The organism is Pseudomonas sp. 51_B, assembly GCF_017491595.1.
Taxonomy (GTDB): Bacteria; Pseudomonadota; Gammaproteobacteria; order Pseudomonadales; family Pseudomonadaceae; genus Aquipseudomonas; species Aquipseudomonas promysalinigenes.
In genome coordinates this window covers 1-447 of record NZ_JAFGYW010000403.1, presented here as the reverse complement: position 1 = coordinate 447, position 447 = coordinate 1, and the positions used below count along the sequence as shown (strand labels likewise).

At 67.6% G+C, this 447-nt stretch carries 1 pseudogene; it reads right to left on the bottom strand.

The window, feature by feature from the left end:
- Positions 1–447 (bottom strand): annotated as a pseudogene (locus J5M56_RS25440) (hypothetical protein); the annotation flags it as partial.

The following is a 447-nucleotide window of genomic DNA, read 5'->3' as shown; positions in this document are numbered from 1 at the left end:
CGCTGAAGGTGATCGAGCAGGCCGGTCCAGCCGTCCTGCACCAGGTCCCGCTCGAACGGCTCGCCCGAGATCACGGCGGTGAAATTGTCCATGCGCTCGCGCTGCCAGCCCGCCGTCAGGCTATCCGCCCAGCCTTGATCGGTCGCGCGATCATCGCGCACGCCAATCGCCGACGGCGTGCGCTGGAAGACATAGAGCTCCTTTGCCGAACGGCCGAGATGCGGCACGCAGTGCACGGCGGTGGCACCGGTGCCGATGATGCCGACGCGCTTGTCGGCAAGTCCGGTCAGGCCGCCATCGGCGTTGCCGCCGGTGTAGCCGTAGTCCCACCGGCTGGTATGAAAGCTGTGACCTTTGAAGGTCTCGATGCCGGGAATGCCCGGCAGCTTCGGCCGGCTGAGCGGACCTCCCGCGAGAATGACGAAGCGGGCAAGGATCCGGTCGCCC